The sequence below is a fragment of the Rossellomorea sp. RS05 genome, from assembly GCF_039822645.1.
Classification (GTDB): Bacteria; Bacillota; Bacilli; order Bacillales; family Bacillaceae_B; genus Rossellomorea; species Rossellomorea marisflavi_B.
Map to the genome: position 1 here is coordinate 679,727 of NZ_JBDKWY010000001.1, position 26,060 is coordinate 705,786.

The 26,060-nt window shown below is 45.1% G+C and carries 23 protein-coding genes and 2 pseudogenes; 20 read left to right on the forward strand and 5 right to left on the reverse strand.

The features are described 5' to 3' along the window. The first annotated feature begins 30 nt into the window (after positions 1–30). The 8 genes and pseudogenes from ABJ225_RS03495 to ABJ225_RS03530 all read left to right on the forward strand — a co-directional run bounded on the left by ABJ225_RS03495 (position 31) and on the right by ABJ225_RS03530 (position 8,126). Entirely contained in the window at positions 31–723 is a 693-nt protein-coding gene (locus tag ABJ225_RS03495; protein WP_218247223.1) for a YwaF family protein, read from the forward strand. 68 nt (positions 724–791) lie between these two features. Then, complete coding sequence (locus ABJ225_RS03500) at positions 792–1,358, forward strand: glycerol-3-phosphate acyltransferase (protein WP_347318445.1); 567 nt, start codon at positions 792–794, stop codon at positions 1,356–1,358. A gap of 12 nt (positions 1,359–1,370) precedes the next feature. Further along, positions 1,371–2,981, forward strand: a complete 1,611-nt coding sequence (locus ABJ225_RS03505) for a GNAT family N-acetyltransferase (RefSeq protein ID WP_347318447.1) — start codon at positions 1,371–1,373, stop codon at positions 2,979–2,981. Continuing rightward, positions 2,974–4,836 (forward strand): LTA synthase family protein, encoded by a 1,863-nt coding sequence (locus ABJ225_RS03510; protein ID WP_347318449.1) that lies wholly within the window; start codon positions 2,974–2,976, stop codon positions 4,834–4,836. The genes ABJ225_RS03505 and ABJ225_RS03510 overlap by 8 nt, the downstream gene beginning before the upstream one ends. A 525-nt stretch (positions 4,837–5,361) precedes the next feature. Further along, complete coding sequence (locus tag ABJ225_RS03515; RefSeq protein WP_373921207.1) at positions 5,362–6,201, forward strand: YitT family protein; 840 nt, start codon at positions 5,362–5,364, stop codon at positions 6,199–6,201. 98 nt (positions 6,202–6,299) lie between these two features. Next, on the forward strand, positions 6,300–7,118 hold the full coding sequence (locus ABJ225_RS03520; RefSeq protein ID WP_347318451.1) for an undecaprenyl-diphosphate phosphatase: 819 nt from the start codon (positions 6,300–6,302) through the stop codon (positions 7,116–7,118). 120 nt (positions 7,119–7,238) lie between these two features. After that, a pseudogene (locus tag ABJ225_RS03525) lies at positions 7,239–7,682 on the forward strand (GNAT family N-acetyltransferase); the annotation flags it as partial. 57 nt (positions 7,683–7,739) lie between these two features. Further along, the gene (locus ABJ225_RS03530) at positions 7,740–8,126 is read left to right on the forward strand and encodes a GNAT family N-acetyltransferase (protein WP_286188401.1); all 387 of its coding nucleotides are present in this window, start codon (positions 7,740–7,742) and stop codon (positions 8,124–8,126) included. 22 nt (positions 8,127–8,148) lie between these two features. Here ABJ225_RS03530 and ABJ225_RS03535 read toward each other — a convergent pair whose 3' ends face one another. After that, a complete protein-coding gene (locus tag ABJ225_RS03535) occupies positions 8,149–8,376 on the reverse strand; it encodes a hypothetical protein (RefSeq protein WP_053427156.1) in 228 nt (75 codons plus the stop codon). Between the two features lie 193 nt (positions 8,377–8,569). On the opposite strand from ABJ225_RS03535, the gene pssA reads away from it, so the two are divergent. Then, positions 8,570–9,244, forward strand: a complete 675-nt coding sequence (pssA, locus tag ABJ225_RS03540) for a CDP-diacylglycerol--serine O-phosphatidyltransferase (protein ID WP_056536837.1) — start codon at positions 8,570–8,572, stop codon at positions 9,242–9,244. Positions 9,245–9,282: 38 nt separating this feature from the next. On the opposite strand, the gene chrA is transcribed toward pssA, so the two are convergent. Together chrA and ABJ225_RS03550 are read right to left on the reverse strand one after the other, a co-directional pair. After that, positions 9,283–10,461, reverse strand: a complete 1,179-nt coding sequence (gene chrA / locus ABJ225_RS03545) for a chromate efflux transporter (RefSeq protein WP_347318453.1) — start codon at positions 10,459–10,461, stop codon at positions 9,283–9,285. 16 nt (positions 10,462–10,477) lie between these two features. Further along, complete coding sequence (locus tag ABJ225_RS03550; protein ID WP_218247216.1) at positions 10,478–10,786, reverse strand: PadR family transcriptional regulator; 309 nt, start codon at positions 10,784–10,786, stop codon at positions 10,478–10,480. A gap of 382 nt (positions 10,787–11,168) precedes the next feature. On the opposite strand from ABJ225_RS03550, the pseudogene ABJ225_RS03555 reads away from it, so the two are divergent. Continuing rightward, positions 11,169–13,640: pseudogene (locus tag ABJ225_RS03555) on the forward strand (collagen-like protein); the annotation flags it as partial. Between the two features lie 104 nt (positions 13,641–13,744). Here the strand turns inward: ABJ225_RS03555 and ABJ225_RS03560 are convergent. Next, on the reverse strand, positions 13,745–13,870 hold the full coding sequence (locus tag ABJ225_RS03560; RefSeq protein ID WP_347319326.1) for a hypothetical protein: 126 nt from the start codon (positions 13,868–13,870) through the stop codon (positions 13,745–13,747). Positions 13,871–14,226: 356 nt separating this feature from the next. Here ABJ225_RS03560 and ABJ225_RS03565 point away from each other — a divergent pair, with 356 nt between their 5' ends. Further along, on the forward strand, positions 14,227–15,672 hold the full coding sequence (locus tag ABJ225_RS03565; RefSeq protein ID WP_347318455.1) for an esterase/lipase family protein: 1,446 nt from the start codon (positions 14,227–14,229) through the stop codon (positions 15,670–15,672). Positions 15,673–15,722: 50 nt separating this feature from the next. Here the strand turns inward: ABJ225_RS03565 and ABJ225_RS03570 are convergent, their stop codons facing one another. After that, positions 15,723–16,916, reverse strand: coding sequence for a S8 family peptidase (locus tag ABJ225_RS03570; RefSeq protein WP_347318457.1), 1,194 nt, complete (start codon positions 16,914–16,916; stop codon positions 15,723–15,725). 549 nt (positions 16,917–17,465) lie between these two features. Here ABJ225_RS03570 and ABJ225_RS03575 point away from each other — a divergent pair. The 9 genes from ABJ225_RS03575 to ABJ225_RS03615 all read left to right on the forward strand — a co-directional run bounded on the left by ABJ225_RS03575 (position 17,466) and on the right by ABJ225_RS03615 (position 26,035). Then, a complete protein-coding gene (locus tag ABJ225_RS03575; RefSeq protein WP_142245919.1) occupies positions 17,466–17,732 on the forward strand; it encodes a CD3324 family protein in 267 nt (88 codons plus the stop codon). A 300-nt stretch (positions 17,733–18,032) separates the two neighbouring features. Continuing rightward, entirely contained in the window at positions 18,033–18,671 is a 639-nt protein-coding gene (locus ABJ225_RS03580; protein ID WP_347318459.1) for a FusB/FusC family EF-G-binding protein, read from the forward strand. A gap of 97 nt (positions 18,672–18,768) precedes the next feature. After that, the gene (gene rlmN, locus ABJ225_RS03585; RefSeq protein WP_347318461.1) at positions 18,769–19,833 is read left to right on the forward strand and encodes a dual-specificity RNA methyltransferase RlmN; all 1,065 of its coding nucleotides are present in this window, start codon (positions 18,769–18,771) and stop codon (positions 19,831–19,833) included. A gap of 375 nt (positions 19,834–20,208) precedes the next feature. After that, the gene (locus tag ABJ225_RS03590) at positions 20,209–20,643 is read left to right on the forward strand and encodes a MarR family winged helix-turn-helix transcriptional regulator (RefSeq protein WP_152915544.1); all 435 of its coding nucleotides are present in this window, start codon (positions 20,209–20,211) and stop codon (positions 20,641–20,643) included. 15 nt (positions 20,644–20,658) lie between these two features. Beyond that, positions 20,659–21,297, forward strand: coding sequence for a nitroreductase family protein (locus ABJ225_RS03595; protein ID WP_347319299.1), 639 nt, complete (start codon positions 20,659–20,661; stop codon positions 21,295–21,297). Positions 21,298–21,334: 37 nt separating this feature from the next. After that, positions 21,335–21,634, forward strand: coding sequence for a putative quinol monooxygenase (locus ABJ225_RS03600; protein ID WP_347318463.1), 300 nt, complete (start codon positions 21,335–21,337; stop codon positions 21,632–21,634). Positions 21,635–21,705: 71 nt separating this feature from the next. Beyond that, a complete protein-coding gene (locus ABJ225_RS03605; RefSeq protein WP_056536804.1) occupies positions 21,706–22,089 on the forward strand; it encodes a nuclear transport factor 2 family protein in 384 nt (127 codons plus the stop codon). Positions 22,090–22,594: 505 nt separating this feature from the next. Further along, entirely contained in the window at positions 22,595–22,879 is a 285-nt protein-coding gene (locus ABJ225_RS03610; protein WP_286157396.1) for a CotD family spore coat protein, read from the forward strand. Between the two features lie 102 nt (positions 22,880–22,981). Continuing rightward, positions 22,982–26,035 (forward strand): DEAD/DEAH box helicase, encoded by a 3,054-nt coding sequence (locus ABJ225_RS03615; RefSeq protein ID WP_347318466.1) that lies wholly within the window; start codon positions 22,982–22,984, stop codon positions 26,033–26,035. Positions 26,036–26,060 lie beyond the last annotated feature (25 nt).

Genomic DNA, 26,060 nt, shown 5'->3' on the forward strand with positions numbered 1-26,060 from the left:
TGTACATCATACATATCTGGGGGAGCTGTCATGCTGGTAATCATCTATCCATTTAAATTATTCTCTGTTTCCCATGTCACCGCGATCTTGTTGACACTTGTCGGAATCCTGTTCCTATTCCTGGTCCGTAACAAAATAGGTCACAAAGGGAAAAGGGTCCTTAAAACCTGTCTTATCGCTAGTCTATTCCTATCTGAATTGACGTTCCAATTGTGGTATCTCATCAAAGGGGAATGGACAATTGAAACGAATCTTCCTTTCCAGCTATGCTCTCTGTCGATTTATCTTTGTGTGATCATGCTATTGACCAAAAGCTACAGGCTATTTGAGGTAACCTATTTTGCAAGCATGGCAGGTGCGCTCATTGCCATGATTACTCCCGAGCTTTTTTATGGATTTCCTCATATACGGTACTTTCAATTCTTCATTGCCCATGCGGCAATCATTCTATCTGCCTTCTACATGATCTGGATTGAAGGGTTCCACGTCAGATTTACTTCCGTTTTAAGGGCGTTTGTTTCCCTCAACGCCATTGCAGTGGTGGTGTACTTCATCGATCGGGTCACGGGCGCCAATTATATGTTCCTTGCGCATAAACCATACAATTTAAGTCCGATCGACTACCTGGGTCCGTATCCGTGGTATCTCCTTTCTTTGGAATTTGTTGCTTTTTTTATTTTTCTGCTTTTGTACCTACCTTTCTTTCTTTATAATAAAAGGTGAATTTGTTAAAATAGGAAACTTTTTCTTTTACTCTTCGTCTACTATTATGTAAAGAAAGGCGTTAAATCATGAATTTTATCATCGGAATAACAGTGGTGGTTCTTTCCTACTTAGCAGGGGGGATCATGGGTGCCCACTATTCGGTAAGGGGATCTGGCGTTGATATTCGACAGGAAGGAAGCGGAAATGTCGGGGCCACCAATGCTCTAAGGGTCTCAGGCAGAAAGGCATTTGTCCTGGCTGTGATCGTGGATATCGCAAAAGTGATTGCCACCTTATTCATTGTGAGTGCAATGACGGACGGAAATATGTATTTGATTGGTTCGTCATTCTTTTTAATGATCGGTCACTTGTTCCCCTTTCAACTGGGATTTCACGGAGGGAAAGGGGTGGTCGTCTACTTGGCTGCCTCCTTATTTTTATCCCCTCTCGCCATTGCGGGTTTCATCATGGTGATGGGGATATGCTATTTCGCTTTGAGGAAATACAAGGTCGCAGGCTTCATCGCCATGACCTCCATACCGGTCACCTCCTATATGACGGGTGATCCCATAGAGATATCGCTCTCATTGGCAGGACTATTCATAGTGGTAATGATCATGCATTTGAAACCATCACATCATGTAAAAGCGTAGGAGGTAATCAGAATGGAAAGCCATTCTCTCGTCTATAAATTGGCAACTGAAAAAGAAGAGATGGATCAGATTAACCGGTTGAATTATCGTACATTCGTAGAAGAAATTCCTCAGCACACATCCAATGAGGAGAAGGCCCTCGTGGACCGTTTCCATGACGAGAATACATATATCATTGCCAAATGGGGCAGTGAGGTTGTGGGCATGATCGCCCTTAGGAGTAACCGCCCTTACTCCCTTGACGGCAAGATCGAGGATCTTGATCGATTCTTACCAAAGGGTTCAAGCACCTGTGAAATCCGCCTTCTATCAGTGAAAGAAGAATTCAGGAGTACAAGGGTCTTCTTTTCACTTTGCGATCAGCTCGTAACTCATTGTCTTGACCATGGATATGATATGGCCCTCATATCGGGTACCGTGAGACAGCTGAAACTCTATAAGAGAATGGGATTCATTCCCTTTGGTGAACGGGTTGGAAGTGGGGATGCCGTCTATCAGCCGATGTATCTTACTAAAGAAAGCTTTGAATCATCCACAAAAGCATTCATCCGGATGATGGAACGAAAGAACCGTGTGAGGGAGCTGTCATTTCTTCCGGGCCCTGTGCCCATGAGAAAAAAGGTTATGGATGCTTTCAAGGATGCGACGGTATCCCATCGTAATATAGAATTCATTGAGAACATGGACGAAGTCTGCTTGAAATTGAAGAAACTCGTAAATGCAAACCATGTACAGGTCGCGGTAGGTACGGGCACTCTGTCTAATGATATGGTAGCTGCCCAGCTTTCAACCCTTCCCGGACCAGGTTTGATTTTATCGAACGGTGAATTTGGATACCGTCTTCAGGATCATGCAGACCGCTTTGGTCTGGAGTACACCACCATTTCGAAAGAGTGGGGACAACCAATCTCTTCTAAAGAAGTGGAAGGGATCCTGAAGCAGAATGGTGAAATTAAATGGATCTGGACGGTACACTGTGAAACTTCGACCGGCTTTGTCTATGATGTGAAGAGTCTCTCTGACCTGTCGGAGTGTTATGGTGTACACCTGTGCATCGACGCGTGCAGTTCGGTCGGAATCATTCCCTCGGATTTCGGCCGTGCATACCTTGCCACCACTGTGAGCGGTAAGGGGATCGGGGCTTATCCAGGACTTGCGATCGTATTCCACCGAGACCCGATCGAACCCGACAAACGTCTCCCGCGTTATCTGGACATTGGCCAGTACGATAAGAATGCAAGCATCCCCTATACCCACTCTTCCAACCTGGTGAACGCCCTGAATACGGCACTGGATGGGGTGGATACAACTTCCAGGCCAATTAGAATGGAAGAACTGAGGCGCCATTTGATCAACGAAGGTTACCAAGTGATGGGTGACGACACCTATTCACCGGGAATCGTTACGGTGGCATTACCAGCGGAAATCCCTTCAAGGGAATTTGGGGATAAATGCCGGAAGAGGGGGTTGATCCTGAGTTATGAAAGCGACTACCTCATGAAGCGGAATTGGATTCAGCTTGCCCTGATGGGAAGTTATCAGGAATCTGAGATCAACGAAGCCCTTGGTCGGATCAAGTCATGCATGGATACTTATCACAGGGAGTTTGTTTCCCATGGGTGATCAAAAGAGCACGATAAATGATTGGAAGTTTACCTTCACCCCGGTTCTCATCCCGGGGTTCGCTTTATGGATCAAGACCGTTATCGTGCTTTTCGTCGGTTTTTCCCTGCACATCGACAATCTCCATGATGCACTGCTTGTGCTGATCAATCCGATTGCATCGATTCTCCTCCTTTTGGGAGTAAGCTTTTACTTCACTAAAAAAATCAGTCGCATCACCATCTTTATCGTCATGATCATTGCGAGTGGAATTTTGTATGGAGACCTTCTTTATTACCGCTTTTACTCCGATTATGTGACGGTACCTATCCTGTTTCAGTTCAAGAACGTTGGAGGCATCGGACCCAGTACATTCGAATTGATCAGCGGCTGGGACATCCTCTTCTTACTGGATCTGATTGTGGTCGGTGTTTATCTCTGGAAGACTCGTGCTATGAGGGTGAATGTTCAAAGAAAGCAAAAGGCAGGGTACATCCTTGGGAGTATCCTCGTTTTGCTTGTCACGATCGGAATCGGTCTGCTGAAGTCGCCCTATATGTTCGCTGAATCCTATGATAGGGAGCAGATGGTGAAGGCGATCGGCCCTTATAATTATCATCTTTATGACATTGGAATCGCAGCAGGCAAGCCGTTTTCAAGGACACTTGCCACTAAGGCAGACACAAAGGAAACCATACGATACATCGACTCCACTGACAAAGAAGAATCCGACTTGTTCGGAATTGCAAAAGGCAAAAATCTTGTTCTGGTCAGTATGGAATCCACCCAGAATTTCGTGATCGGTGAAAAGGTTAATGGAAAAGAGATTACTCCCTTTCTCAATTCGTTGATCGAGGATAGCTTCTATTTCAGTCAAATCTATGATCAAACGGCCCAAGGGAAGACTTCTGATTCAGAATTCATGGTGGATAATGGATTATATCCCCTTGCCAGCGGATCTACCTTCGTGCAACGACCTGAAAATACATATAGGGCCCTTTCGCACCTTTTGGATGAGCAGGAGGATTACTACACGGCTGTTTTCCACGGGAACGATAAAACTTTCTGGAATCGAGACAAGATGTACGAAGCGCTGGGTTATGACCGATTCTTTTCCAAAGTAGAGTATGAAGTAACGGATGATAATTCCGTGAATTACGGCATCAAAGATATTCCATTCTTTCAACAGTCCATGGGCTATGTAGAAGATCTTCCTCAACCTTTTTACGCCAGGTTCCTCATGCTCACGAATCACTTTCCTTTTCTTCTCGATGAAGAGGATCAATTCATAGAAGAAGCGGATACGAGTGAAGGAGTAGTCAATCGCTATGTGACGACCGTAAGATATGAAGACGAAGCGATCAAGAATCTCATTGAGGATTTCAAGAAGAAGGGACTCTACGATGACACAGTCTTTGTTTTTTACGGTGATCATTATGGAATCTCCGAAAAGTATGAAAAGGGTGTCTTCGAACTCCTTGGTATGGAGGACACCGTCATCAATCATATGAAGCTTCAACAAGTTCCTCTCATCATCCACGTTCCGGGTGAGGAAGGACGAACAATCGATACGCTTGGGGGAGAGATCGATATCAGACCGACGATTCTTCATTTAATGGGAATCGAAACCCAGTCGAATCTGTCTTTCGGGCATAATCTCTTCACCAGGGTGGAAAATCACCCGGTGATCTTTAGGAATGGTGATTTTATCACTGAAAAATTCCTTTACAAAAATAACGTTTGCTACAATAGGAAATCTGAAGAAAGTGAAAACACGAGCAAATGTGATCCCTACAAAGAAATTGTAAGGAAGGAACTTGGGCTATCTGATGATATTATCTATGGTGATCTGCTGCGATTTATAAAAGCGGAATAACGTATAAAGCTCTTTCCAATGTGGAGAGAGCTTTTACTAAATTACTGGACTTTGTGCATATGATAGGGGAAGTGGCTCATTCGAAACAAAACATCATAATCTTGGTTTCATGTTAGCGTGACTTTTCTCCTGATAATTAAACGATAGCCTACCCAAGTCCAATAGCATTGATTGGATTGAAGCGGTAAGGATCTAATTCCTGGGGAAATGAAGGCTCGACATGCTCTCCGCGGAAAGCAAAGCGATGATTTTACAGCGGGCACTGTATTTAGCCGTCGGCTTTCACTATAACCAAAGTGAACATGCACAAGATTAAAAAACGTTCAACCTATCAAGTACAGCGATTCTGTTAACGATCAGGGAGGTTAGGAAGAGATTTGTCGAAAAATGAAGGAATTTCCATGCGCCACGGCGAATTGATTAATTAATAGAACCCGCATCGTACAGAGCGAGTCTTAAACTTTACCAGGAGGTCCTATGGAAAATTCAGTAGACTATTTGCGCATAAACCATAAAAAAATTCCGATGAAAGAAATCATCAAACGGGGGATCTTCATTACCCTTGGAGCCATCATCATGGCTGTAGGGCTGGAAATCTTCCTCGTTCCAAACCAGGTCGTAGACGGAGGGATCGTCGGCATATCCATTATGCTTGCCCATATTACAGGCTTCAAGTTGGGGCTATTTATTTTCATCCTGAACATCCCCTTTTTCTTCGTTGGATACAAACAAATCGGAAAAACGTTTGCCCTCTCCACCTTATACGGCATTGCCGTGTTATCAGCATTTACCACCTTCCTTCATCCTGTACCCGCCCTGACAAGCGATGTAATGCTCGCTACCTTGTTCGGGGGAGTCGTTCTTGGAATCGGTGTAGGGATGGTCATCCGCTATGGAGGATCCCTTGATGGTACAGAAATCCTCGCCATCCTCTTTACAAAACGTCTACCGTTTTCAGTCGGTGAAATTATCATGTTCATCAATCTCTTTATATTGGCCAGTGCCGGCTTTGTGTTCAGTTGGGACCGGGCCATGTATTCGCTCCTTGCGTATTTTGTAGCCTTCAAGATGATTGACATCACCATCAAAGGGCTCGATGAGTCCAAATCCGTTTGGATCATAAGCGATAATTATCAAAAAATCGGTGATGCCCTCCTTTCAAGACTTGGCAGGGGAGTCACCTATCTGTCCGGGGAAGGTGCCTTTTCAGGAGACGATAAAAAAGTGATCTTCTGCGTCATCACAAGACTTGAAGAGGCAAAACTGAAAGACATCGTTTCGGAACACGATCCCACCGCGTTCCTTGCCATCGCTGATATCGCAGAAGTAAAGGGTGGAAGATTCAAAAAGAAGGCGATTCATTAATTCACAACTTCGACCAAAATTCTTATTGCCCAGTGCCTCCTAAAATCGTAAACTAAATAAGTCTTACTTATTATGTGGTAATAGAGGAGAACTGACATATGGAATGGTTGACGCTATTGAAAGCACTTATCCTTGGAATGGTCGAGGGATTGACCGAATTTGCACCCGTTTCTTCCACTGGACACCTGATCGTAGTGGATGACCTGATTATCAAATCACAGGAGATACTGGGCAAATATCCAGCTAATACATTTAAAGTCGTAGTCCAGTTGGGATCCATCCTTGCCGTTGTGATTGTATTCAGAGATCGATTCATCGAGATGCTCGGTTTAAGAAGAAAAAAAGAAAAAACACATACATTAAAGCTCAGTCACATCATCGTTGGCCTTTTGCCAGCCATGGTCCTCGGTCTATTATTCGACGACTTTATCGATGAACATTTATTTTCCCTTAAAACGGTTCTCATAGGCCTTGCAGCGGGATCGATCCTGATGATAGCCGCCGATATGTTTCGCCCCAAGGTTCCCGTTATCGAGACCGTCGACCAGCTGACCTATAAAAAAGCACTCATGGTCGGCCTAATGCAGTGCGTCGCCCTTTGGCCTGGATTCTCACGATCGGGTTCAACGATCTCTGCCGGAGTCCTCTTCGGTCTCAGCTACAGGGCAGCTTCTGACTTCACGTTCATCATGGCCGTCCCAATCATGGCAGGAGCGAGCGGGATTTCCTTATTGAAGAACTGGATGTATATGACGCCGGAATTTGCCCCTTTCCTCATCACCGGATTCATTAGTGCATTCATCTTTGCCTACTTATCGATCAGATTCTTCTTAACGGTCATCAGCCGGATCAAGCTTATTCCTTTCGCCATCTATAGGTTGGTCCTGGTGGCGGTCATTGTGATTTTTTTCATGTAAATAATTAACAAAAAAACTGCCTAGGCAGTTTTTTTTATAAAGAGGGGAATACAGTAATCGTCTTTACAGTTGGATTATTTTACCTTAAACTAGTTTGATAGATATGAGGGGGTACCAAGGATGTTTACTTTTCAACGGATGACTCAGAAAGAGGCTGAGGAAATTGCTTATTCATGGAAGTACGAAGGTATGTATTCATTCTATGATATGACAGAAGACGAAGAAGACCTGCTCGAATTCACAGACGCTCACACCAGGGGAGAGCACGTTTTTTCCTCGTATGTAAATGGGGAGCTGATTGGATTTCTTAGCTTGGATGTTCTGGATGGGATGATCGATATCGGTCTTGGACTTAAACCGGATTGGACAGGAAAAGGGAAGGGTCGTGGATTTTTGCAGTCCGCCATTTCGTTTATCCAGTCTCACTACACGTTTGATGCGTTGACCCTCTCGGTGGCATCATTCAATCAAAGGGCCATATCCCTTTATTCTCATGTTGGCTTTGTACTGAATGGAAGCTTTGTTCAGAGAACAAACGGGGGAGAGTACGAGTTTATCAACATGATTCTGCCACCCCATAACGGAGTTGTAGTAACCAGGGACTTTGACCAATCAAGATTGATGGAAATTCAAGAAGTATATCATTCCGTCGGGTGGAATAAGCACTCTATGGACGTAATATTTGAGATCTATCGAAAGAGTAATGTTTTCAGTATGGTGTATGTGGACGGACGGGTAAGGGGCATGGGAAGAGCGTTATCGGACGGGGTTTTCAATGCAGCCATTTATGATGTGGTGACCCACGTGGATGTTCAACAACAGGGATTGGGAGCACGCATAATGGACGATTTGCTTGACCAACTTGCGCCCGTTTCGTGTGTTCATCTGATTGCGACGACAGGAAATGAAGGGTTTTATTTAAAGCAAGGACTGTCCCCACTGAAAACAGGTATGGCCAGGTATAGAAATGAGAAACTTGAAAAGGAGTACCTCATAAAAGAAAAATAAGCACCGGAGGATACAGTGCTTATCAGATGATTTGATCCTTTTTGGAGGACGGGCTGTTCAATTCCATTTTTTGAAGCTCAAGCTTCATTTTCTCCGTTTCAAGAACAAAGTTTTCATGTTTCATTTGTTCGAGCTTGAGCTGATCTTCAAGCATTTTTTGTTTATACTTTGTTTGTTTTGTAAAATGATCTGAGATGATTGCAATGATCGGTATGGCAAACACCATGATTACTGCGATTGTGCCGGTCATATCCATTTCTCCTTTCGGCTTTTTCATCCGTTATCAAGAGTATACCAGACTACTCCGTATAGTAGACAGTGGTTTCATGTATTTCTACGAATCAAAAGCAGTCTTGGTTTCATAATTTATAAGTCACCCTGAACTTTTCCTGCTGATTTCATGATATGCTAGTACTAAAAATTAGAGAATAGTGAGGACATGTATGCGATTGAAAAAAATGATACCCAATATGTTCACACTTGGGAATCTGTACTGTGGTTTTTTATCAATAGGTTTTGCTGCCAGCGGTCAGTTTAAAAATGCCGCCGTGTTGATCATTATCGGCATGATGCTCGACAGTATGGACGGGAGACTTGCCAGGATGCTGAACGCCGACAGTGAGCTAGGAAAAGAATTGGACTCATTGGCGGATATCGTGACGTTCGGTGTGGCTCCTTCTTTCCTTGTGTATTATACTTCTTTTTACCATTATGGGTTGCTCGGTTTCATTGTTGCCGGATTGTTCCCCTTGTTTGGCGGATATCGCCTTGCCAGATTCAATACCAGTCCAAAAAAAGCATCTCTCCATTATTTTGTCGGGGTCCCGATCACCGCTGCCGGTGGAATCATGGCCATATTGACATTGTTCGGATCGATGATACCGAATATCGTCATTACCGTGATTTTCACGGCCATGTGTTTCTTGATGGTGAGCAGGATCCGCATCCCGAGTTTAAAAGAGGTTCCTCTGCCGAAGTACGGGACGATTGTAACCATTTTTCTAGGAGCCATGCTATATGTCATCTATAAAGGTACGTATGAGCAATTCCCTTACCTTATCTATATCGCGACTCCACTCTATATCGCCTATCTGGCGTATAAATTTGTGAAAAGATAAAGCAGAAAGAGCATGATCCCCCGATCATGCTCTTTCTTCTATAAAAATAGTGAACCGGCAACAATTCCGGTCACAACGATGACCCATGGAGGAAGCTTCCAGAACATAAGCATGCTGAAGAGAATGGCAGCCATGCCGAAATTTAGGGGAGACGTTATGGAACTCGTCCAAATGGGGTCATAGAATGCAGAGATCAATATCCCGACTACACCAGCATTTACTCCCATTAACACTCCGTTCATCCCGGGATTTCTTCTCAGGGCATTCCAGAAGGGAAGGGCTCCGAAGATGAGAAGGAAAGCAGGTAGGAAAATGGCGATTGTCGCCAATAAAGCATATTCCCATCCGCCAATCGCTCCTCCAAGAAACGCAGCAAATGTAAAGAGAGGACCTGGGACTGCCTGGGCAGCACCATACCCCGCCAAAAATTCCTGACCGGATATGAGACCGGATGGAACCAATTCTCTTTCCAGTAGTGGAAGGACAACATGCCCCCCACCGAATACCAATGCTCCTGCACGGTAGAAGCTATCGAATAACGTCACCGCCATGGTTGAGGTGGCTTCTTTTAATAGTGGAAGCCCACCCAATAATACGAAGAAGAGAACGAGGCATACGGTCCCGAATGTTTTACTGATGGGGAACTGTGAGTGTGTGTGCCGTTCAGTATGCTCGTCGTGTTTCCTATAAAGTAGGAAGCCACATACTCCGGCAAGGATGATGACGGTAACTTGAGAAAAGGCCGATCCCCATAATAAAGTGAAAAGAATAGCCAAAAGGGCAATCCCTTTCCTGGTCAAGTCAGGGGTAAGTTTAGAGGACATTCCAATTATGGCATGAGCAACAACTGCCACAGCAACGATCTTAAGACCTTTTAGCCACCCCGCATCACTTACGCCCGTGTTTCCAAGGAAGATAGCAAATAGCGTTAAAACGATTACAGAAGGAAGTGTGAATCCTATGAAGGAGATGATCCCCCCAAATTTCCCACCTTTAAGAATTCCGATTCCGATCCCTACCTGGCTGCTGGCCGGGCCGGGGAGGAATTGACAAAGGGCAACCAGTTCCGAATATGTTTTTTCATCAATCCATTTCTTTTTTCTCACATACTCTTCATGGAAATAACCCAGATGGGCGATCGGACCGCCAAATGAAGTCAAACCAAGTCTGGTAGAGATCAGTAATAGCTCAAGCCAAGTCACGATTTTAGATTTCATTTTCCTTATCACCTCGTTAATCCTTTATTTCTTTAAAGAGTTCATAAGCTTTATTTCTGGCTTCATCCAGCACGATGATTCCTTTAGGGGTGATGCTGTAATACTTTCTGATTTTACCTTCCACCTTTTTGTCTTCCCGCTCCAATAGCCCATTTTTTTCCATGGAATGGAAGATAGGGTATAACGTTCCCGAGCTCATTTGATAACCATGCTCTTGAAGTTCATGAAGCATCCACGTTACATATAGGGGCTCTTTTTTGGCATGGTGAAGAATGTGTATATGAATGAATCCTAGAAAGAGCTTCCTGAGTACTCGATCTTCCATGCTATTGACCTCCTTGTGAATGTTAAAATCGAAAATCGATATCGAATTTCGTAATTATAATATCAGGAATGGTTGATCGGTTTCTATAGATTTCTGGAATTTTACACAATCTTAACAATTCATTTTTCAGAAGACGGACAAAAAAACATATTCTCCTGTGGCAGATATCCAAGCTATTTTTTTTGAATTGAATATGATAATGAAACTGTTTAGTGGGGTATTGTTTATGAAAATTAATGGTGATTTTAAAAACAACCGTTCTATGGATGTGAATGAAAGTTTTGATTATGTAAAATCGATAAATTTGGATCCGTATCATTTTCCAACTGGCTGCCCTTCTATTTTTCCAAAGTGTTCTTCTCCATGCCCCTCAGGACCCCAGGGGCCACAGGGACCACAAGGAGACCAAGGTGCAACCGGAGCTCAAGGTCCGCAAGGGGAACAAGGTGTTACTGGAGTCCAAGGGCCACAAGGAACTCAAGGTGTTACTGGAGTCCAAGGCCCACAAGGAACGCAAGGCGTAACAGGGGCTCAAGGCCCACAAGGAACACAGGGAGTAACTGGCGCTCAAGGATCACAAGGATACCAAGGTGCAACCGGAGCTCAAGGACCACAAGGAGTCCAAGGTGCAACCGGAGCACAAGGACCACAAGGAACACAGGGAGTAACTGGCGCTCAAGGACCACAAGGAGTCCAAGGTGCAACAGGAACACAAGGACCACAAGGAACGCAAGGCGTAACCGGAGCTCAAGGACCACAAGGAAGCCAGGGTGCAACCGGAGCTCAAGGACCACAAGGAACACAAGGAGTTACTGGAGCTCAAGGACCGCAAGGAGATCAAGGTGCAACAGGAGCTCAAGGACCGCAAGGAGATCAGGGCGCAACAGGAGCCCAAGGCCCACAAGGAACGCAAGGTGTTACGGGAGCCCAAGGCCCACAAGGAACGCAAGGTGTAACTGGAGCACAAGGGCCGCAAGGAGATCAAGGTGCAACAGGAGCTCAAGGACCACAAGGAGATCAAGGTGCAACAGGGGTTCAAGGACCGCAAGGAGCTCAAGGCGCAACCGGAGCACAAGGACCACAAGGAACGCAAGGTGTTACGGGGGCTCAAGGGCCACAAGGAACTCAAGGCGCAACCGGAGCACAAGGACCACAAGGACCACAAGGAACTCAAGGCGCAACAGGAGCTCAAGGACCACAAGGAACGCAAGGTTTAACGGGAGCTCAAGGACTTCAAGGGAACCAAGGTGTTACGGGAGCTCAAGGTCTGCAAGGAGATCAAGGCGTAACCGGAGCACAAGGAGCTCAAGGACCACAAGGAGCGCAAGGTGTTACGGGAGTTCAAGGACCGCAAGGAGCTCAAGGCGCAACCGGAGCCCAAGGACCACAAGGAACGCAAGGTGTAACAGGAGCTCAAGGGGATCAGGGGTTAATAGGGTCTCAAGGTCCACAAGGGGATCAAGGTGTCACTGGAGCTCAAGGAGTAACCGGATCCCAAGGACCGCAAGGGGATCAGGGGTTAACAGGGTCTCAAGGTCCTCAAGGAGATCAAGGCGCAACCGGGGCACAAGGCCCACAAGGAGACCAGGGTGTAACTGGAGCTCAAGGGCCACAAGGATCTCAAGGAGTAACCGGAGCTCAAGGGCCACAAGGAACTCAAGGCGCAACCGGAGCTCAAGGACCGCAAGGAGATCAAGGTGCAACTGGGGCTCAAGGAGCTACCGGAGCACAGGGTGCAACAGGAGCTCAAGGAACACAAGGAACACAAGGAGTAACCGGAGCTCAAGGGCCGCAAGGAGATCAGGGTGTTACGGGAGCTCAAGGACCGCAAGGAGATCAAGGCGCAACCGGGGCACAAGGCCCACAAGGAGACCAGGGTGTAACTGGAGCTCAAGGGCCACAAGGATCTCAAGGAGTAACCGGAGCTCAAGGGCCACAAGGAACTCAAGGCGCAACCGGAGCTCAAGGACCGCAAGGAGATCAAGGTGCAACTGGGGCTCAAGGACCTCAAGGCGCAACGGGGACGCAAGGAGCTACCGGAGCACAGGGTGCAACAGGAGCTCAAGGAACACAAGGAACACAAGGAGTAACCGGAGCTCAAGGGCCGCAAGGAGATCAGGGTGTTACGGGAGCTCAAGGACCGCAAGGAGATCAAGGCGCAGCCGGGGCACAAGGCCCACAAGGAGACCAGGGTGTAACTGGAGCTCAAGGGCCACAAGGAACGCAAGGTGTAACCGGAGCACAGGGACCACAAGGAACGCAAGGACCACAAGGAACGCAAGGTGTAACCGGAGCGCAGGGACCACAAGGAACGCAAGGTGTAACTGGAGCCCAAGGACCACAAGGAACGCAAGGTGTTACAGGAGCTCAAGGGCCACAGGGAACTCAAGGAGCAACCGGGGCACAAGGCCCACAAGGAGACCAGGGTGTTACGGGGGCTCAAGGGCCACAAGGAACGCAAGGTGTAACCGGAGCCCAAGGCCCACAAGGAGACCAGGGTATTACTGGCGCTCAAGGACCACAAGGAACCCAAGGTGCAATCGGAGCTCAAGGACCACAAGGCACAATCGGAGCCCAAGGACCACAAGGGACGCAAGGTGTTACTGGCGCTCAAGGACCACAAGGAACACAAGGAACACAAGGAACACAAGGTGTAACTGGAGCACAAGGGCCACAAGGAACCCAAGGTGCAATCGGAGCTCAGGGACCGCAAGGCACAACCGGATCTCAAGGTCCACAAGGTACTCAAGGACCACAAGGTGTACAGGGCGCACAGGGGCCAGCTTTCGCGGCAGAAGGTTTTTCAGGTAGAGCGGCTGGGATTACAACAGCAGCTTCCCAACAGATTGCCAACTTTTCGGTAGCAGCACCGTATTATAGCAACGCAAACTTTAACGCCACGACAGGGACCTATACAGTACCTGCAACTGGAAGATACTCAATAAAGGCAACCATCAATTATACGACGACAGCTGCCATTTCGGTCACTTTGGGTGGGGGAATTAATCCATCATTTGTGGTCAGAAGGATCGCAGATAGTACGACACTCGTATCAGGTTTGTTCCCCGTACTCAATGTTAACATTGCTTTGGTGTTGACGCTAAGGACCATATTAGGAAATGGGACTGTTACGCTTGCTGGAGATGTTCAGCTGAATGCCAACGATACAATTGGATTGTTTTATGTATCCGACGGTCTAACAGTTAACTTGAATCTCGGTGGTGGCCAAGGAATTGTCTGGTCGGTATATCGAATCGCATAATGTGAAAAGGATACGAATAAAGCCCCTATCTGTAGGTAGGGGCTTTATTAGGTCCATGGGATGAAATGATCAAGAATGGCTAGTTCTTTCTTCTCTTTTCAATATTCCTTCAACATATTGGCAAAAAATAGACAATAATAGTAAGTAGACAGAATAGTTAGAATAAGGAGTGAGGAAGTTGAAAAGAAAGATCAGTTATTCCTGTTTACTTCTCATGTTCCTGTTTCCTTCTTGGTCGTTAGCCGGGGATTTTGGTAAAGATGATCCTTCGGGCAATCCCGGTGAGTGGTATGTCGGAACGAATCCAGCTGCTCCAAAGCAGCCGATATTGTTTGTGCATGGGTTGAATAGCTCTTCAAATACATGGTGGAATGAGAATGATATGTACGATGTTGCTTATCGCAGTGGTTATAAGACCGCATTCATCGATTTATATCCACAAAAAGATATGTGGGCCAATGGTGCAATGTTAGCCGCGAAACTAGAAGAGATTTATGATTATTTTGGCGAAAAAGTGGTGGTTGTGGCTCATAGTAAAGGAGGAATCGATACTCAATCAGCTCTTGTCCATTTTGGGGCTGATCGCTATGTCTCCAAAGTGATCACACTATCGAGTCCTCATCATGGGTCACAGCTTGCTGATTTGGCTTATAGCAATTGGGCAGGCTGGCTGGCAGCCATCATCGGAAGCAAGAATGAGGCGACCGCATCTTTACAGACCGGGTATATGAGTCAGTTCAGGACACAAACTGATGGACGTAGTGGGAAGGTACCTTTTTACACGATGGGTGGAACTTCCTGGGGAGGATTCGGGGGATCATTGTATTGGGGAGGCTTATACTTATCTGGATATGGGAGTAATGATGGGGCTGTGACCATAGCAAGTTCAAGATTGTCGAATGCACAGGAGGTGGCCATAGGGAAGTGGGACCATAAAACAGTCAAAGAGGGATCTTCGACTTTCTCTATTTTTCAGTCATTATTATCATCATCCTCCACTCATGATGCGATATCCAGGAAGGAATCGGCCCTCAAGACCAATACTTCATCCTTCATCCGCGGAGGTGAGTACAAAGAGCATGCGGATGAAACTTTCTGGGTAGAGGTTGGGGCAGAAAGGATTACGATTGACTGGTTGGCTTCGAACTCGATGGAAGATGTCTACCTTACAAGCCCAGATGGGAAGGTAACGGCATTGAAACCATCTGGAAAGGATCAGGAAAGTTACTTCAACGGTGCGTTTCATCATGTGGGCACGGTTGAAAACCCTATTGAAGGCGAGTGGAAGGTGTCATCTTTGTCAAAAGAACCTGGGGCGTATTTACTGAATGTTGGTTTCACAAGTCCATTGAATGATGACTTGGTGGTAACGACGACCGAGAAGGGAGTCAGCGTTCAATCAAGTATCGTCAGTGGGTTCACCGAGCACACAATGTTTGAGTTCTACCCTAAGGGAAAATCTTTGTCCCAGTCTGTCAAGGGGAGTGGTGCAGTGTTCAATGGAGGAGAAGGAACCTACAACCTGACAACGGATATTAAGTCTGATTATAAAGGGAAACCGTTTAATAGAACCATCATCCAGAGTGTTTACCTGAACCAAAACGGCCAGATCGTAAAACAGTAGTGAACATAATGAAAGAGCCCACCATTCACGGTGGGCTCTTGTTTTATCCATTAGTATCTTACAGCTTTGTTTGAGTTGATTTTACCATACTTGAAGTTTGTTCCAGTGCCAGAGATCTTATCGGCGGTTTGCTCAATGGCCTGGCGGATTTGTACGTTATTCTTACCTTGACTTGCCAACAAAGCAGCCAAACCGGCCACGTGAGGGGATGCCATGGACGTACCAGACATGTAGGAGTAGCCATTATTCGGAACGGTTGATGCTATGTTCACACCTGGAGCAGTGACATCCACCCACGTTCCGTAATTGGAGAATGATGCTTTTCGATCATTGGAGTCAATGGCACCTACTGCAATGGCATTAGGGTAAGAAGCTGGTTGGAATGTACGGGATACATTGTCATTCCCTGCAGCGGCAACGACTACAGCTCCTTTGTTCCATGCATAGTCGACGGCACTCTTAAGAGTTGAGGAGTTGCATTCGCAACCAAGGGAGAGGTTGAGTACCTTTGCCCCTTGATCAGCAGCATAGCGGATACCTGAGGCAATGCTGTCAAGTGAGCCACTTCCATTGGCATCAAGGACCCGTACGGCAAGGATCTTCGTATCTGGCGCCATACCGGCTACGCCAATTCCATTGTTCGTATCAGCAGCAACAGTACCGGCAACATGGGTACCATGTCCGTTAAGATCCATTGGGTTATTGTCCCTGTCGATAAAGTCGTACCCTTTTATTACTTTTCTTGCAAGATCAGGGTGGTTATAATCCACTCCGGAATCAAGGACCGCCACCGTTTGAGTGCTGCTTCCACGGGTTACATCCCAGGCAGCAGGGGTTGAGGTGTTTTGTGGTCCATACTGGTAAGCAGAATAGTAAGGGTCATTGGGTGACCAAGTCGCTTGGAAGGTATAGTTTGGTTCAGCATATTCTACATTCGGATTGTTTTCCAGTGCTTTAACAGCTTGATCGACGTCCGCTACTTCCAATACCTGAAATGGATCTTTTGCTGATGCTTTCTGTTCATTTGCCTCCGCTTTGTTCAGAGCAGAACCTTGTGCCTTTTTGGATACACCATCTTTGAATTTGACGATGACTTCACCGGATTCGAAAGCGCCTTTATCCACAGTTTTGTTGATAGGTTGGAACGGTTTCGGTGCTTCCTTGGCCAGTGAACTACCTCCGAAGGCAGGGAATAAAGCAAGGGAAGTTGCTAAGGATAGAGCGGCTATTTTTTTGAACTTCATAAAAGCATTCCTCCATTTTCTATTTTTTTACGACAAATTAGCAGGTCGATCCTCCCTTCAGAATTCAAGATGAACAAAGGTCATTGTGATGAATGATAGATATGTAGGGGACCCTTATTACCTAGGATTCTAGCAGGTTGTGACAAAATATTGAATAGTTTTAATTTTCTATCAAAAAATGAATTCACTCTCAGTTTTTGATAGATTTCGCATAATGAACGTTTGGCATGAAAAGTTTCATGGTTTTATGGGGTTGAGCAACTTTAAGGCTAGGTGAATGGTCACTTATTTTCTCAAATTGAAAATCAAATCTATTAGGTTTATATAATATTATTATGGTAACTATAAGAAATTCTTATGGAAATCTTTCTGCTAGTATCAGTATACTGATACTAGGAGGTGATCATATGGAAATCCGTTTTCCGAAATCTGCAGTATCTCATGCAAAGCCTGTATGATTCGGCGATCCTTTGCATGGGGCGGTAGATATAGATGAATCGCCATTCATATGTCGGCTTTGTCCCTTATTGATCCAATAATGATAAGGAGCTGACACGATTGAAAGCAGTAAACCAAATACCTGATTACTTAATGAGAGAATTACAAAACTATGTTCAAGGTCAAACCATTTATATCCCAAAGCGAAAAGAAGAATATAATGCCTGGGGCTCAAAGTCAGGAGGAAGGGAAGCGCTTAAACGGAGAAACACGTCGATTCTTGAAGCCTTCACTGGAGGAGAGTCGATTGCTTCCATTTCAGATAGGTACTTTTTATCCATCGAGACTATAAAGAAAATCGTCTACGGTAAGCGCTGAAGCGATACATCGGGATGATCAAGCATTCATAAGAAACAGCTTGCTTTGGCCGAAAGGGGTCTGAGCAGGCTGTTTTTTAAAATGAGACAACCTTTACTGGCTTAGGCTACGAGCCAAAATGATACTTGAGTCCTGGTGCATAAAGCAGAAGATCATTCATGACAACTTGACTCACCTTTCATGTAGTCCGAAATCGGTTTTTATCATATATGTGACGTTCTTTCTAACATTGTTCTTTACCTATGAACATGTGGACGAATGGGATATAGTAGAGGTGAAAAGACGTAAGGAGAGGTCGTAATGGAACGATTTATACGAAATGATCAATATAATGAAATATCAAATCAAACGCAAATCTTACTGAATGGTTATTCCACTGTGAATGACCTGAATGTTCTGCACGCCCTAAGGGGACTTGTGAAAGACAAAGTGACAGGGCTGTTTACCGATCTAACCGTTTATCAGGAGGGAATGCTTAAAGCAATTGAGGCAGTAAAGGACCCTGAGCAGGCATCGGACTTTCTTTCAGGACTTGAACCCTATGTGATCCCGTTTCCACCACTGACCGAGGCAAAACTGAAGAAGCTATTTCCAAAAGTGAAGAAGCTGAAGATACCGGATCTTTTGGAGTTGAACGAAACAAACCTTTCGTATCTCGGATGGAATGATTACGGTCAGGAACGGAAATATTTAGTGATTGAACGGGAGGGGAAGTTGACAGGTTTAAAAGGCAGATTCACTCCTTCTAATAAAAAAGGGATCTGTGCCATCTGTCATTCATTCAGTGAAATTGGAATGTTCATGTCAGAATCAAAAAAATCCCAACAAGGAACCTACGTGAACAGAGGGAACTATGTCTGTCAGGATAGCATGGTTTGCAATGCTCGAATAAAAGGTCTTGAAAGACTACACGATTTTCAAGAGCGGATGAAGTCGTAATCCTCAGTGACTGTGTATAAATCCCTTGAAACATTGCGATACTTTCAGTAGTATAGATAAGTAGAAAATCGTAATGTTTTGAAATGAGGGTATAAAAATGGAGAAAACATCCATATACGGATTAACGATAGATCAGCTCACAGATTGGCTAGTCGAGCACGGCCAGAAGAAATTCCGTGCTGCCCAAGTGTGGGACTGGTTATATAAGAAGAGAGTAACGGAATTCTCTCAAATGAAAAACCTGAATAGTACCTGCATCGAACTGTTGGACAACCATTTCCACATTCAAACCCTTCAACAGGAAATCAAGCAGGAGTCCAAGGACGGAACAATCAAATTCCTATTCAAGCTTCAGGATGGGAACCTGATTGAGACGGTTCTTATGCGTTTTAATTATGGTCTGAGCGTATGTGTGACCACTCAGGTAGGGTGCAACATCGGTTGTACGTTCTGCGCAAGCGGCTTGCTGAAGAAAAATCGCGATTTATCCAGTGGTGAAATCGTGGAGCAGATCATGAATGTACAACATCACCTTGATGCTGCCGGCAAGGATGAGAGGGTCAGTCATATTGTGGTTATGGGAATCGGCGAGCCATTTGATAACTATGAGAATATGATGGACTTCTTCCGGGTCGTGAATGACCAGAAGGGCCTATCCATCGGAGCACGTCACATTACTGTTTCAACGAGTGGTTTGGCTGATAAGATTTATAAGTTTGCCGATGAAAACATCCAGATCAACCTGGCTGTATCCCTTCATGCACCAAACAACGAACTACGGACCAGGATCATGAAGATCAACCGTGCCTATCCACTAGAGAAACTGATGCCGGCGATCGATTATTACCTTGAGAAGACAAACAGAAGGATTACGTTTGAGTACATCCTCTTGAGTGACGTGAATGATCATGTCGAAGAAGCGAAGCAACTTGCCAAGCTCCTGAAGGATAAGCGACACCTGTCGTACGTCAATCTGATTCCATATAATCCGGTTGATGAGCACAATCAATATCAAAGAAGCACGAAGGATGCCATCGTGAAGTTCTACGGAACTCTCCTGGATAATGGGATCAATTGCGGAGTGCGAGTGGAACAAGGTTCAGATATTGATGCCGCATGCGGTCAATTGCGCAGTAAACAAATCAAGAAAGCTATGGCGTAATAGAAGGACTGCAGTTAAAATACAATACATGACCGGACGATTAGCTGATATGTTGATTCATATCGAGATCGTCCGGTTTTTATTTTTATTCTGTGACCTTTCTCCAGACGTTGAGGCAGAAGCCTCATCACCAAATGAGAATACAATTGATACATCAACGATTGAGTATTTGATTGAAACTTATTAGTTGACGCATCAATTATATCGTAGTATCATCATGCTTGTAACCTTTTAAAACAGTGCTTTAAAGAGATTACACCCTATGTTTGACGGGTCATGTAATATGAGCTGCATCCTTGACAGTCAGGTCGCTTTATAGTATATTAATTGATGTATCAACTATTGAGTGATCAATTGTTAAAGGAGGGGGATGCTTTGCCGAATCACTGTTCAGAAGAAGGTAAGATCATCTATCAGCTGAATGACATCTATAAATTAATGAGTCCCAAGTTCGAACGCTGTACCGGTATCAGTCAGTCACGCCTCGAGCTTCTCCATAAATTATTTGATGTTGACGAGATCAGTCAGACCCAGCTACAAAAAGAGGTTTGTATAGATGGTGCTGCCGTTACAAGACATTTGAAACAGCTTGAAGCACAAGGCATGGTCTCACGCAGGAAGAATCCTGCAGATAATCGTTTTACATTCGTCCGCCTGACGAAAGAGGGAAGAGAAAAAATCGATTCCTTTAAGCGGGAGAAAGAGCAATTCATCAGCAGGGTCCTGGACGGTTTTTCAGAGGCCGAGATGAAGAATCTTTCCGACAGTCTTTCCAGGATCCAGGACAACGTCAATAAAATAAACTATTAAGAAAAGGGGAATACCATCATGAATTCAATTCGCAATAACGACTTCCAAGACCTCATTACCGGTCGCCGTTCCATCAGGAACTATGATCCGAGTGTGAAAATCAGCAAAGAGGAAATGAAGGAGATCTTGACTGAAGCAACACTTGCTCCGTCTTCTGTAAACCTTCAACCATGGCGCTTCCTTGTCATCGATAGTGAAGAAGGAAAAGCCACTCTTGCACCACTTGCAAAATTCAACCAAACTCAGGTTAATACATCTTCAGCAGTCATTGCTGTTTTCGTGGATATGAACAGTCTTGACTACACGGATCGCATCTACAACGATGCTGTAGAAAAAGGCCTTATGCCTGCAGAAGTAAGAGACAGGCAGATTCCTGGGATTAAAGGAATGCTAAGTCAGGTTCCTGTACAGGAAATGCGTGAAATGAACCTGATTGATGCCGGCCTTGTATCCATGCAACTTATGCTTGCAGCACGTCACCACGGGTATGACACCAACCCAATCGGTGGGTATGAAAAAGATCAAATTGCCGAAGCCTATGGAATGGATAAAGAACGCTACTATCCAGTTATGTTGATTTCAATCGGTAAAGCTGCAGACGCCGGGTACCAATCAGTCCGCCTTCCAATCGATGAAATCACAGAATGGAAATAATACAGAACCAATACTAACCATCAGAGGAGAATGAACCATGATTATTACACACGCTGAACTACAAGTGAACCCTGCAAAAGAAGAAGAATTCCTAGCTGAGATCCGTACACTCATTGCTGCTTCTAAACAAGAAGAAGGAAACGTGGACTACTCACTTAAACGCGATGTTGAAAACCCAAATCATTTCACTATGATCGAAATATGGAAAGACATGGATGCAGTCCAAAGCCATAATAATAGTGAGCACTTCAAGGCATTTGGTGCGAAAGCACAAGCTTTCTTAGCCGGCCATCTTGCAGTGCGCATGTTCGAAGGACAAGAATTGAAACTTTCTTAATTGATGAATCAATAAGAAGCAGTTCCTCTTGGGACTGCTTTTCTTAATGGGAAAATGGAGGATGTACAAAAATGGAAAATTTACAAAAATACTTTGATCTATTCGATCAATCCAGAACAAGTGAAAAAGCGTTTGAGGAATTGAGCGGACTATTTACAGAAGACATGACGTTTGTATTGAATGGGCATGAAAAACATGGCATTGATCAATGGAATCAATTCGTAAAGATGGTGTTCCAGGAAAATGTCGACCTTAAGCATATGTTTGAAGGCTGGGTATACGATGAGAAAGAAGATCAGTATGTAACACCGTGGGCGGTTTGTGGAAAACGCAAATCGGGGGAAGTCTACACCCAGACAGGGAAAGATTTTGCCAAGCTAGACACTTCAGGGAAAATCACGTATCTTGCCAATGTGCCTGACAATACAGACATGTTCTCGGATTATAAGAAGTAATGCGGCATGGATTGACACCTTCTACAATAAGAAGGTGTTTTTTAATGGGCAGGGAATTTCTCTTGTGTCCTTTACACTATTTTATAAGTTTGAAACACCCTTCTTACGTCTATTCCCATGTATCGAATAGGATGAGCTGTTGACCACTACAGCAGCAATACATATATTCTAGAGAGGACAATACATGTAGTCCCCTTGGCTTTGAGAGCATCCAGTCTTTCTTCGGGGGTAGGGTTTGGCATGTCTATAAGTGGAAAGATAAAGGGTAATCATCATCATGCAGTGAGAAGCGCTGCTTTTTTTTATGAAAATCTTTCGGAAATGGGTATTCATACAGACAATGGACGCTTGTCCTGCTTATACTATCTTAGACCCAGAGAAAGAGAGGAGGATACAGATTATGTATAAAGGAAATAAAGGAGTCCAAGGTGCCCAAAGCGGACAGCAGCCAATGAACTGCGGCTATCCGCAGGTTTCTCCAGCCCAAACAAAACCAACACAAATGATGCCTGCCCAGACCAGCCCAACAAAACAATACACTGAAAATGTAAACCAGGAAGTTCAAATCCCTATGGTTCACCCGAGCCACACGACACAGGTGAATCACACACATTATAAATATGTACACTCTTATCCACACACACAATCGGTGGTCAATTCCGCTTCTGAAGAACATGTATGCGCAGAGCCGCAACAAATGATGCCGATGCATCACTGCCCACCGCCATGCCCGCCTCGTCCATGCCCACCACGTCCATGTGGAAGGCCTAGACCAGGATTCTTCTGGTAATACTTGATGGTGTCCTAAAAGGGCACCATTTTTTATTGTTTGGTTCCGTTCCAAACGGATAGTTGGTATCATGAGGAGTAGAATGCTGAAAGGAATCGAGATATGTACAGAATAACAGACCGCAAGATCAAAGATCGTTGTGGGGATCAATCGTATAAAAAAGGGCAAGAGTATGTTAGACGCGATCGCGTCTCCATCCTCTCTATGGGGGATGGGCATGTGAGCGCAACGGTGAAGGGCGATGAGGACTTTTCTGTGATGATCGACCTGAGCAATGACTCTGCGTCTTGTTCATGCCCCAAACTGGCATCGTTCAAAAAAGAATGCCAACACATTGCCGCGGTGTGGCTGACCATGAGAGATGAGGCGGCAGCTGAAGAACTGATCGCACTCTTCAATCAGGATACAAGTGTCCCCACCGTCAAGTCGCATTTTGAAACTAGGGAAATCTTGCAGTTATATTGGTACATAAAGTATGAAGAAATCATATACCTATCTCTTGAAATCGAAGGTAGGCCCGTTCAAGACATCCATGGCTTCACTCAAGCGGTTAAGGAGGGGAAGTGTTTCAGGATCTCAGACGATTTCGATTATCTCCCTTCCTCTCATTGCTTAGAGCAGGAAGATATGAAACTGTTAAATTGTTTCGAGCGTGGGAAGGAAGGCAATCAAAAAGCGGGATCACTTGTTGTTACAGTTCCTATATGGAGGGACATTCTTCCTCTTTTAGAGACAGTTAAGGCTTTCTTCGAATATCCAAAGGGGGAGCGTGTAGAATTTAGTATCAACCATGAGATGGCGGACATTGGTTTTCATTTTGATCAATCAGATCTAGGCTTTACCCTTCATATCAGGGGTGTACGGGATTTGGAGGTCATTCCTTCCTATGGAATGGTCATCGATCGCGGGACCTTCAGGGCATTGTCTGCACAAAATGGAAGAAAACTGATTGAGATGAAGAAACTGCTTGGGTCATCTACTGATGTGATCAGGATTCCTCAGACTCAGATCAATCTGTTTGTTGATAACGTCGCAGTAGGCTTGAAAGATCTGGGGGAAGTCACGTTCTCTGAAACGATGATGACCTTGCTCTCTCGCACCCCATTGGAAGCGAAGCTATACCTTGATCGAGTAGGGAATAGGTTGTTGGCTGGATTGGAATTTCAATATGGGCACCTCTCGATTAATCCGCTTGCTCCTGTTCAAGAGGATGGACAATTCCTGAGAGATCGTGTCCGGGAACAGCGCATTCTCGAGAAAATCGATGGGATTCCATTCACGCGAACGGAAGAAGGTTTATACCTCCAGAATGAAGAATTGGAATTTGATTTTTTGACATACGGGGTGAACGACCTAAAAGGGTATGTGGACATCTTTGCCACCACCGCAGTCCGCAATCGACTATATAAGCGCAAGGCATTACCGAGGCTTCGAGTGAAGGTGAATAAGGAACGGGGGAACTGGCTTCATTTCTCATTTGATATGAACGGGATCCCACATAAAGAAATTGAAGGGATCCTGGAGGCATTAGAGGAGAAGCGCGCCTATTATCCGATGAACAACGGGTCACTCCTATCCTTGAAATCGAAAGAAATACGCGACATGGAGAAGTTTCTTCATACCGTCCAAGCCGATCGCCAAGATCTCTTGAATGGAATAGGCATAGCCGTCCCACCAACCTCTGAACTTCTTGACCTCGTAGAAGATAGTGACCTCTATCATCGGGAGGAATCATATGATGCATTCATTCAAGGGATCCATCATCCTGAAACATTGCATTATCCTGTTCCTGAAGAATTGAAAGGGGTTTTGATGCCCTATCAGGAAACAGGTTTTGCTTGGTTGAAATATTTGGCTTCATTCCGATTTGGTGGATTGCTCGCTGATGATATGGGACTAGGAAAAACCTTGCAGGCAATCGCCTATATCCTCTCTGAAAAAACAGGATCCAATAAAACGAAAAGTCCGATTCTGGTGGTGTGCCCGTCTTCTTTGGTTCATAACTGGCAAAGGGAAGTTGAGAAATTCGCCCCCGTTTTGAGGGTGCAGGTAATTGGAGGAGCGCCAGCAAATCGAAAAAAACTCATGTTGAATACAGAGGCAGATGTATGGATTACTTCTTACCCCCTCATAAGAATGGACCATAGGCAGTATGAAAAGATGGAATTTCATACAGTATTTTTCGATGAAGCCCAAGCATTCAAAAATACATTCACTCAGACCAGCAGGGCGGTGAAGAAACTCCGTTCTCAGCGGATCTTTGCCATGACGGGCACCCCGATTGAAAATACTTTAGAAGAACTATGGTCGATTTTCCATGTGATCTCACCAGGTGTTTTGGGAGGGATTACTGATTTTAGCCATCTGCAACCTAAAGAAGCATCAAGGAAGGTGCGCCCGTTCATTTTGAGGCGAATGAAGAAGGACGTATTATCACAGCTGCCAGAAAAACATGAGTCGGTTGAAATGATTGACCTATTACCTGAACAGAAGGCATTGTATGCGTCTTACTTAGCAAAGCTGAAGCACGATGAATTAAAGCATCTTGACCGCCATACATTGGACAAGAATCGAATCAAGATCCTTTCGGGTCTTACAAGGCTACGCCAGCTTTGCTGTCATCCGGGTCTGTTTGTAGAGGGCTATCGGGGAGGATCTGCCAAACTCCTTCATCTCCTTTCTCTCGTTAAGGATGCCAAAGCGGAGGGAAGGAGGGTCCTGATTTTTTCCCAATTCACAAGTATGCTGAGAATCATCGGGGGCGAGCTGCTGAAACAAAGCACGCCGTATTTCTACCTCAGCGGTGAAACCGATCCTCTAGAGAGGGTTGAGCTCTCAAGGCGCTTTAATGAGGGGGAACGAGATTTCTTCTTGATTTCCCTGAAAGCGGGAGGGACAGGTTTGAATCTGCAAGGAGCCGATACCGTCATCTTGTATGATACATGGTGGAATCCGGCAGTAGAGAATCAAGCAATGGACCGCGCCCACAGGATGGGGCAAACGAAAGAAGTCCAAGTGGTCAGACTACTATCTAAAGGAACAATCGAAGCAAAGATGAATGAACTTCAGTTGAAGAAGAAGGCGTTATATCATGAGGTGATCGATCAGGATTACCGCTGGAGTCTGGAGGATTTAAAGATCTTAGTAGAAGAGTAAAAGAGCGCCTGGCTCCCAGGCGCTC